The 9,016-nt window shown below is 70.6% G+C and carries 9 protein-coding genes and 1 pseudogene; 6 read left to right on the forward strand and 4 right to left on the reverse strand.

Translation table 11 applies throughout. The features are described 5' to 3' along the window. Positions 1-159: 159 nt before the first annotated feature. Positions 160-1,128, forward strand: a complete 969-nt coding sequence (locus ABIA32_RS25335) for an acyl-CoA desaturase (RefSeq protein ID WP_370099810.1) — start codon at positions 160-162, stop codon at positions 1,126-1,128. Positions 1,129-1,225: 97 nt separating this feature from the next. After that, positions 1,226-1,828: a TetR family transcriptional regulator gene (locus ABIA32_RS25340; protein WP_370099812.1), complete on the forward strand. Its 603-nt coding sequence runs from the start codon at positions 1,226-1,228 to the stop codon at positions 1,826-1,828. Positions 1,829-2,001: 173 nt separating this feature from the next. Here ABIA32_RS25340 and ABIA32_RS25345 read toward each other — a convergent pair whose 3' ends face one another. Both ABIA32_RS25345 and ABIA32_RS25350 read right to left on the reverse strand, forming a co-directional pair. Next, positions 2,002-2,370 carry a VOC family protein gene (locus ABIA32_RS25345; RefSeq protein ID WP_370099815.1) on the reverse strand — a complete coding sequence of 123 codons (369 nt, stop codon included), beginning with the start codon at positions 2,368-2,370 and terminating at the stop codon, positions 2,002-2,004. Between the two features lie 9 nt (positions 2,371-2,379). Beyond that, the gene (locus tag ABIA32_RS25350; protein WP_370099818.1) at positions 2,380-3,165 is read right to left on the reverse strand and encodes a methyltransferase domain-containing protein; all 786 of its coding nucleotides are present in this window, start codon (positions 3,163-3,165) and stop codon (positions 2,380-2,382) included. Between the two features lie 142 nt (positions 3,166-3,307). On the opposite strand from ABIA32_RS25350, the gene ABIA32_RS25355 reads away from it, so the two are divergent. The 4 genes from ABIA32_RS25355 to ABIA32_RS25370 all read left to right on the forward strand — a co-directional run bounded on the left by ABIA32_RS25355 (position 3,308) and on the right by ABIA32_RS25370 (position 7,651). Next, a complete protein-coding gene (locus ABIA32_RS25355; protein ID WP_370099821.1) occupies positions 3,308-3,805 on the forward strand; it encodes a MarR family winged helix-turn-helix transcriptional regulator in 498 nt (165 codons plus the stop codon). A 195-nt stretch (positions 3,806-4,000) separates the two neighbouring features. Beyond that, a complete protein-coding gene (locus tag ABIA32_RS25360; protein WP_370099824.1) occupies positions 4,001-4,918 on the forward strand; it encodes an SGNH/GDSL hydrolase family protein in 918 nt (305 codons plus the stop codon). Between the two features lie 103 nt (positions 4,919-5,021). Next, on the forward strand, positions 5,022-6,815 hold the full coding sequence (locus ABIA32_RS25365) for a phosphatidylglycerol lysyltransferase domain-containing protein (RefSeq protein ID WP_370099827.1): 1,794 nt from the start codon (positions 5,022-5,024) through the stop codon (positions 6,813-6,815). A gap of 95 nt (positions 6,816-6,910) precedes the next feature. Beyond that, complete coding sequence (locus ABIA32_RS25370; protein ID WP_370099830.1) at positions 6,911-7,651, forward strand: hypothetical protein; 741 nt, start codon at positions 6,911-6,913, stop codon at positions 7,649-7,651. A gap of 23 nt (positions 7,652-7,674) precedes the next feature. Here the strand turns inward: ABIA32_RS25370 and ABIA32_RS25375 are convergent, their stop codons facing one another. Beyond that, entirely contained in the window at positions 7,675-8,448 is a 774-nt protein-coding gene (locus ABIA32_RS25375) for a LuxR C-terminal-related transcriptional regulator (RefSeq protein WP_370099833.1), read from the reverse strand. Between the two features lie 290 nt (positions 8,449-8,738). Beyond that, positions 8,739-9,016, reverse strand: a pseudogene (locus ABIA32_RS25380) (pyridine nucleotide-disulfide oxidoreductase); the annotation flags it as partial.

Consider the following 9,016-nt stretch of genomic DNA (forward strand, 5'->3'; position numbering starts at 1 on the left):
CCGCGCGGGCGAACGACCACCGTTCACGCAATCGAGCGAAATCGGCCGTCGTCGGGAATTCACCCTTCCGCCACGCCGTCCGGAGGATGGTTTTCCCTGGCGGAGGGAACACAACCTACGATGCCGTAAGTTACGGTTCCGTAGGCCGAGGGGCGACGCATGACCTTGCAGATCACCGACGTCGTCGACAACGGCCCGAACGGTCCGGCCGGCGCGCCGCAGGACGATGGGACCAGGGGCGGCCAGAAGCAGGGCGTGGCGCAGCGCGTGGCGCTCGGACTGTTCATCGTCGTGCCGTTCCTCGCCGTGCTGGCGACCGTGCCCGTCGCCTGGGGTTGGGGCATCGGCTGGCATGACGTCGTCATCGCCGTCGCGATGTACTTCACCGCCTGCCACGGGATCACCGTCGGCTTCCATCGCCACTTCACCCACGGTTCCTTCAAGGCCAACCGCGTCCTGAAGATCGCCATGGCCGTGGCCGGCAGCCTCGCTGTCGAGGGGCCGGTGGTGCGCTGGGTGGCCGACCACCGCAAGCACCACAAGTTCTCCGACCGCGAGGGCGACCCGCACTCCCCGTGGCGCTACGGCGAGTCCGTGCCGGCGCTGTTGCGCGGCCTTTGGTGGGCGCACATGGGCTGGCTCTTCGACGAGGAGCAGACGCCGCAGCAGCAGTACGCGCCGGACCTGGTCAAGGACCGCGACGTGCACTGGATCTCGCGCCAGTTCTTCCTCTTCACCTTGATCTCGCTGCTGCTCCCGCCGCTGGTCGGCGGCCTGTGGTCGTGGTCCTGGCAGGGTGCGCTGACCGCGTTCTTCTGGGGCTCGCTGGTCCGGATCGCGTTGCTGCACCACGTGACCTGGTCGATCAACTCGATCTGCCACGCGGTGGGCTCCCGCCCGTTCCGCTCGCGCGATCGCAGCGGCAATGTCTGGTGGCTGGCCGTCCTCTCCTGCGGCGAGTCCTGGCACAACCTCCACCACGCCGACCCGACCTCGGCCCGCCACGGCGTGCTGCGCGGGCAGGTCGACTCCTCGGCGCGACTGATCCGCTGGTTCGAGCGATTCGGCTGGGCGCACGACGTCCGCTGGCCGAGCCCGGATCGGTTGGCGGCCCGGCGGGCGGCATGATGGTGCTGTGAACGAGAGCAGTGGCGACAGAGACCCGGTAGGCGACGCGCCCTCGTCCAGGCGGGGGGCGCCGGCACGTCGTGGGACACGCGTGCGGATGAGCGGGAAGCAGCGCCGCGAACAGCTGCTGGACATCGGGCGGACGCTGTTCGCCGAGCGTGGCTACGACGCGACGTCGGTGGAGGAGATCGCCGCGAAGGCGGGCGTCTCCAAGCCGGTGGTCTACGAGCACTTCGGGGGCAAGGAGGGGCTCTACGCGGTGGTCGTCGACCGCGAGATGCAGTTGCTGTTGGACATGGTCACGGGGTCCCTGACGGGCGGTCACCCGCGCGAGCTGTGCGAGGAGGCGGCGTTCGCGCTGCTCGACTACATCGAGACCTCGACGGACGGCTTCCGGATCCTGACCCGGGACTCGCCGGTGACGCAGTCGACGGGGACTTTCGCCTCGCTGATCGGCGACATCGCGAACCAGGTGGAGGACATCCTCGGTCTGGAGTTCAAGTCGCGCGGCTACGACCCGAAGCTGGCGCCGATGTATGCGCAGATGCTGGTGGGCATGGTGGCTCTGACGGGCCAGTGGTGGCTGGACGTCCGCAAGCCGAAGAAGGCGGAAGTCGTCGCCCACCTGGTCAACCTCGCTTGGCACGGCCTGGAGGGCATGGAGCGTCGCCCGCAGTTGGTGGGACGAAGGAAGGCGTAAGCCTTCAGGGGCGCGGGGCTCTGCTTGATCAACTGCGCGCGAGAGCAACCACCCTCCCCCAGCCTTCGGCCGGGAGGTGCCCCCGTGCGGATGGCCCTGCGCGTTCGGGGATCCACCATCTCGGGTGGCTTGCTGCGCAGTTCCCCGCGCCCCTGGAGGGTCACCCCGTGTGCCTACGCGTGCGGCTCCAGGAACTCGATGCGGTTGCCGGCCGGGTCGAAGGAGTAGAAACGGTCGTGGCCCGGCAGGTTGTCGTCCCAGACGACCTCCGCGCCCTTCGCGGCCAGCGTCTCCGCGTAGTCGCGGATGCCCCGGATCCGCAGCGCGGGATGTGCCTTCTTCGCCGGGGTGAACGGGTCCTCGATCCCGACGTGCACCTGCACCGCGCCGTCGCCGGAGGCGAACCAGCAGCCGCCGCGCGCCGCCAGCACGGGCGGCTTGGGGATCTCGGTCAGGCCCAGGACGTCCACGTAGAACGCGCGCAGCGCGTCCTCGCTGCCGGCCGGTGCGGCCAGCTGTACGTGGTCGAGAGCGACGATCATGCGAGTCTCCTAGCGCTTGACGGCCACCGCGAAGACGCGGCGGTAGGGCAGGACCGTGCCGAAGTCACGGCGCGGATACGCGGTGTCCAGCAGTGCGCTGTACTCCGCGAGGAAGTCGGCCCGCTGCGCCGGGTCGGGGAGCGCGTCGAGCGCGGGCCGCAGGCCGGTGCCGAGCATCCAGTCGAGGACCGGGTGGTCGCCGGACAGCACCTGGTGGTAGGTCGTCTCCCAGACGTCCACCGCGCAGCCGAGCCCGGCCAACGTCGACAGGTACTCCCCCGGCTCGGGGATGTCGGCCCGGTGCGGGCCGCCGACTGTCGCCTTCCAGCGGGGGCTGTTCCGCAGCTCGGTCAGCAGCGTGTGCGAGGGCTGGTCGAAGTTGCCTGGCACCTGCAGGGCGAGCGCTCCGCCGCGCGGCAGCGCCTCGATCCAGCGCGGGAACAGCGCCAGGTGCTCGGGCACCCACTGCAGCGCGGCGTTGGAGAGGATCAGGTCGGGCCGCTCCGCGCCGGTCGGGGGCGGTGCGTACCCCGCGATGTCGCCGACCAGGAATTCCACGTGCGCGCCGTGGTCGCGGCGGGCCTGTTCGATCATCTGCGGCGAGCTGTCCAGGCCGGTGACGACCGCGCCCGGCCAGCGTGCGGGCAGTGTCGCCGTCGTGTTGCCGGGGCCGCAGCCGAGGTCGACGACGCGGGTGGGGACCAGCGGTACGCGGTCGACCAGCTCGAAGAACGGGCGGCCGCGCAGGTCGGCGTGGCGGAGGTACTGCGTTGGATCCCAGGAGACGGGCGTCATGTCGTCATCACTTCTCTCGAACCACTTCAGCCACTGCACTCACTTCAACTATCTTGACGTCAAGATACCTTCAGCATGCCCTGCGTAAATTCTTGATGTCAAGAGACTTCATGTCGATAGATATCCGACTACACTGATCACCATGGAGGACGAGGTCGATCGGCTGGTCGCAGCGTGGCGTCGCGAGCGCCCCGACCTCGACGTGGGGCCGCTCGAGGTGCTAAGCCGGGTCAGCAGGCTCGCCCGCCACCTGGACCGTGCCCGTCGCGCCGCCTTCGCGGAACATTCGCTGGAGCCGTGGGAGTTCGACGTCCTCACCGCACTGCGCCGGGCAGGGACGCCCTATCAGCTCTCCCCGGGGCAACTGCTCACCCAGACGCTGGTCACCTCCGGCACGATGACCAACCGGATCGACCGCCTGGCCGGCAAAGACCTGGTCCAGCGCCTGCCCGACCCGGGAGACCGCCGCGGCGTGCTGGTCCGGCTCACCCAGGCGGGCCAGGAGCGCGCCGACGCCGCGCTCGCCGGGCTGCTGGACCACGAACGCGCGATCCTCGGCGAGCTCTCCCCCGCGCAGCGCGAGGATCTCGCCGGGTTGCTGCGCCAGCTCGTGGCGCCCTTCGACAATTTGCCGGAGTAGCCGGAACAACCGGAGCAGGCAGCCGGTCGCCGCGGACGGACATCGCTGACCCTTCCTCAGCTTCCGCTCCGTCAGTTCTGACACACCAGGTCGACGTCCACCCATGCACGGGTCTTGTCACGGGTTACTGGCGGGTTGTCTACTCCCTTGCCGGGGGCCGCAACGCGGCGGTCTCCGGAAGGGGGACACCACCCGATGACCGCACTCCCGCGGCTGGCGCGCGCGCTCGGCGCCACCGCCACCGCCGCGCTGCTCGCCTTCGCCCTGGCGGGCCCGGCCTCCGCCACGAACCAGGTCAACGTGGACGCCGCACCCCAGGCGCCGAGCCCGGCGCACCAAGAGAGCCCCGAGTACTACGTCTCGCTCGGCGACTCGCTGGCGGCCGGCTACCAGCCGGACGTCCGTCACAACACCGACGTCTCCTACACCGACCAGCTCTACACCCAGCTCAAGCAGCACGACCCTGATCTGGTCCACATCAAGCTCGGCTGCTCGGGCGAGACCACCGAGACGATGATCAACGGCGGCATCTGCAGCTACCCGGGCGCGACCTCGCAGCTCGACGCGGCCGTCCAGTTCCTGCGCGAGCACCGTGGCCACGTGACCTACGTGACCCTCGACATCGGCGCCAACGACGTCGACGGCTGCCTGAAGGGCGGCTCCATCGACCTGGCCTGCGCGAGCCAGGGCATCGCCACCGTCGCCGCCCAGGTCCCGCAGATCACCGCCGCCCTGCACCACGCGGGCGGCAGCCACCCGCGCTACGCGGCGATGAACTACTACGACCCGTTCCTGGCCGTGTGGCTGACCGGGCCCGCGGGCCAGCAGGCGGCGCAGCTCTCCACCCAGCTGGGCGTGGCACTGAACGGCGCGATCGCGGCCGGCCTGGAGCCGGGGGAGTTCCAGCTGGCGGACGTGTCCACGGCCTTCTCCACGCTCGACTTCACCGACCAGGCGACGCTTCCCGGCATCGGCCAGGTGCCGCTCAACGTGGCCCGGATCTGCACCTGGACCTGGGAGTGCACGCCGTTCCAGGACATCCACGCCACCCCCACCGGACATGCGGTGATCGCGGGCGTCTTCCTGGATCTCTTCCGGCACCACCGGCGGTAGGCACCACCAGCTGCCGGCCCCACCGACAGGGGGCAAGGTGGCCAATTTGTCCCGTTCTGGTGTGTAATCATGAAGATTCGACCAGAACGGGATGGATGCGTACGTGTCGAGCGAAACCCCGCCCATCAGTCGCCAGAAGTGGCAACGTCGAGCCGCCCTCGCGGCCGTCTGGTACCTGCGCATCGCCACGGCGCTCAACCTCTTGGGCGGCGTCTCCGCACCGTTCCGCCGCCAGGTGACGCGGCACAACACCGGTGATCTCTTCACGCCCTACCTGCTGACCGCAGGCTTCACCTCCGCCGCGGTCGCCTGGTTCATGGCGATCATGATGCGCCGGGGCAAGCGCGCCGCGTGGATCTTCAACGTGGTCCTGTCCGGCGCCTACATCCTGCTCGTGGCGCTGGTGATGGCCGTCGCGCCCGAGGTGCGCGAACACGGCTTCAACTGGATCTCCACCGGCATCAGCGCCGTCTTCCTGCTCTGCCTGATCGTGGGCCGTCGTGAGTTCCACGCCAAGGGGGACCGGTCCAACCCGCTGCTCGCGCTGGCGGCCCTGGTCGGCGGCGGCGCGCTCGGCATGCTGATCGGCACCGCGCTGGTCACCATCACCAACACCGCGGCCGGCTCCACTCTCTGGGACCGGATGAACTACGCGCTGATGCGCGTGTACACACTGGCCCCGGCGGGTTCCGAGCATGTCGGCGTCGAGATCCCGCACTGGGTGGACATCGCGATCAACGTGATGAGCGTGATCCTCTTCCTGCTCGTCCTCTACGCCCTGTTCCGCTCCCCGAAGGGCAAGGAGTACCTGGGCGCGGAGGACGAGAACCGGCTGCGCGAGCTGCTCGACCGCCACGGAGAGCGCGACTCGCTCGGTTACTTCGCGCTGCGCCGCGACAAGAGCGTGGTCTTCTCGCCCAGCGGCAAGGCGGCCGTCGCCTACCGCGTGGTCGGCGGCGTCTCGCTCGCGTCCGGCGACCCGATCGGCGACGTGGAGGCGTGGCCCGGGGCCATCGAGTGCTGGCTGGAGCAGGCCGAGGTGCACGCGTGGACGCCGGCCGTGATGGGCGCCAGCGAGGAGGGCGGCACTGTGTACGCCCGCCACGGCCTGAACGCCCTTGAACTGGGCGACGAGGCGATCGTCGAGGTGGACGAGTTCACACTCGACGGCCGGGCCATGCGTGGCGTCCGCCAGGCGCACAAGCGCGTCGGCCGGGCCGGCTACACCGTCCGGGTGCGCCGCCACGGCGACATCCCCGAGGCCGAGATGGACTCGCTGCTCAGCCTGGCCGACCACTGGCGCGACGGCGAGACCGAGCGCGGCTTCTCGATGGCGCTCGGCCGTCTCGGCGACCCGGACGACGGCCAGTGCGTGATGCTGGAGTGCCACGACGGCGAGGAAGAGCTGCGGGCTCTGCTGAGCTTCGTCCCCTGGGGCCGCGAGGGCCTGTCGCTGGACCTGATGCGCCGGGACCGCGAGTCCGACAACGGCCTCATGGAGTTCATGGTCATCGAGCTGATCCAGCAGGCCGAGAAGCTGGGCGTGAAGCGGATCTCGCTGAACTTCGCCATGTTCCGGGCCGTCTTCGAGCGCGGCGGCAAGCTGGGCGCGGGGCCGATCCTGCGGCTCTGGCGCGAGGTGCTGATCTTCTTCTCGCGCTGGTGGCAGATCGAATCCCTCTATCGGGCCAATGCCAAGTACCGGCCGATCTGGGAGCCCCGCTACCTGCTCTTCGAGCGCACCAGCGACCTGCCCAGGATCGGCGTCGCCTCCGCCCGCGCGGAGGGCTTCATCACCGCCCCGAGCCTGCCCGCCCTGTTCAAGCGGCGGCACACCCCGCTTCCGCTGCCCCCCGCCGAAGGGGCCGCGTCGGTCGCGGGTCCTCCTTCCGAATGATCCAGATCTCCGCTCGACAGAGCACAGCGTCAGCTTATTTCAGGCTTACCGTTATATAAGACGCAAAAGGTGACGTCTTCGGAGGAACCGCGCGTATGCCTGGAAGAGCTACCGCCGTAGGCTCCGCCGTCCGTTCCGCGGTCCGCTCGGGCGCGGAACGCGAGTGGGGTGGACTCGTGCGCGCCCTGCGCGCGGGCCTGCGCGGCAGGGGCCTGGCCGCGATACCGATGACGCTCACGGCCACGCTGGCGGTCCTGGTCTTCCAAATCTGGCAGCAGACGCCGTCCGGCGCGGCGATGGTCGAACAGCTGGGCGTCGTCCGCGCGTCGCTCCCGATCGGGGTCGCACTCTCGCGCACGCCGCTGTCTCTCTTCGTCCCCGCGCCCGACCTGCCGGTCTGGGGCGCGGCGGCCCAGCTCTTCTTCGTCTTCGGTATCGCCGAGCTCACTCTCGGCCGCTGGCGCACCCTGGCCGTGAGCTACGCGGCGACGCTGGCCGGCACGATGTACGCGCGGCAGGGCATCCAGATGGGCCCGAACCGCTTCTTCGGCCTCTCCTACGACGCGGCGTTCGTCCGCGACACCGGACCCTCGGTGGCCGTGGTGGCCCTGGCCGTCTGCATCGCATGGCGCTATCGCGCGGTGGTGACGGGCGGGTTGGTGGTCGCGATGATGATCGGTGAGGCCGTGGTGAAGCCGAACCTGGCGGGCGCGGAGCATCTGATCGCCATCCTGACCGCGCTGACCCTCTCGACCGGCGGCGAATTGGTGCGCCGCCAGGCGCAGCGCACGGGCGCGGCGCTGGACGCCCTGCTGCTGGTGCGCCGCCGGACCTGAGCCGGGGGCTCAGACACAGGCTCTCAGCCCTCGGCCGGGCCGACACCCGCCCGGCGGGCCAGGGCGACGGCCGCGAGAGTGGAGTGGACGCCGAGCTTCCCGAGGACGTTCTGCATGTGCGTGCGCACGGTGTGCGGGGAGAGGTAGAGCCGGTCGGCGACGGCCTGCCGCCCGAGACCGGCGACCATGCAGCGCAGCACCTGTTTCTCGCGTGGCGTGAGGGAGTCCACCAGGCGCTCGCTCTCGGTGCGGTCCCTCCGCGCGGCGGTGAGCTCGCGGACGACGCCGGTGAGCAGGCTGGGCGGCAGGTGCGTCTCGTCCCGCATCACGCCGCGGATCACGGCCATGAGCCGCCCGAGCGAGCTCTCCTTCGCCACCCACCCTCCGGCGCCTGCCTGGAGGGCGCGCACGGCGCGGTGCGGGTCGTCGGCGGCGGCGAGGACGATCACCCGCAGCTCCGGATGCACGGCGCGGGCCCGGCCGATCAGGGCGATGCCGTCTCCGGTGGGACCGGTCGGCGGACGCGGCGGCGCCGCTGCGACCGCTGGGACCGTTTGGGCCCCGAGCGGCCGACGCTGGGCGGGCACGTGCGCGGGGGCGCCGGCTCCGAGGTCGGCGTCGACGAGCATCACCTGGAACCCGCGCCCCTCGCCTGCGGCGCGCTCCAACGCACGCTCCGCGCCTGCGGCGCTGCCTGCTGCAGCGACCTCCACGTCCGGCTCCGCGGCGAGCGCGGTGGCCAAGGCCTCAGCGAAGATCCGATGCCCATCGGCCACCAACACCCTGATCCGCCCCACGCCCACTCCCCCCAACGCAGCACCACCCCCTACCCAATCCAGCGTAGGGGCGCATGCCCACCCGCGCGGACCTATCACCCGAACGGGCCAGAGCAGAACCGAAACGGCGCGTCAGGTGACGACGAAGAGACGTTGCACCATCAGGGGCGCGGGGAACTGCGCGACAAGCCACCCAGGCAGGTGGACCCTCGATCGCGCAGGGCCATCCGCTCGTCAGTGGTTTCTCGCGCAGTTCCCCGCGCCCCTGAGGTGCTGCAACGTCCCGTCCGCCCGGAAAAGTGCGGTGCCGGCTACGCGCCGGAGGCGTCCAGCATTTCGTCGCGGGGGACCACCTTCACACGTTCGCGCCCCTCCGGGGCGCCCAGCGCGCGCTCGTGGGCGTCCAGCCGATACCACCCCTCCCACGTGGTCCAGCGGACGCCGCGCTCGCGCAGGAACTCCTCGACCGCCTCCGGAGACGGCGCCGAAGGCGTCGAAAGGAGGCCCGCCGCGTGGTCCGCCAGGAGGGAGGCGACGGTCTCGTTCGCGTCGCCCTTGGTGTGGCCGATCAAGCCCACCGGGCCGCGCT

Origin of the sequence: Streptacidiphilus sp. MAP12-20 (assembly GCF_041262525.1) — a bacterium.
Taxonomy (GTDB): domain Bacteria; phylum Actinomycetota; class Actinomycetes; order Streptomycetales; family Streptomycetaceae; genus Streptacidiphilus.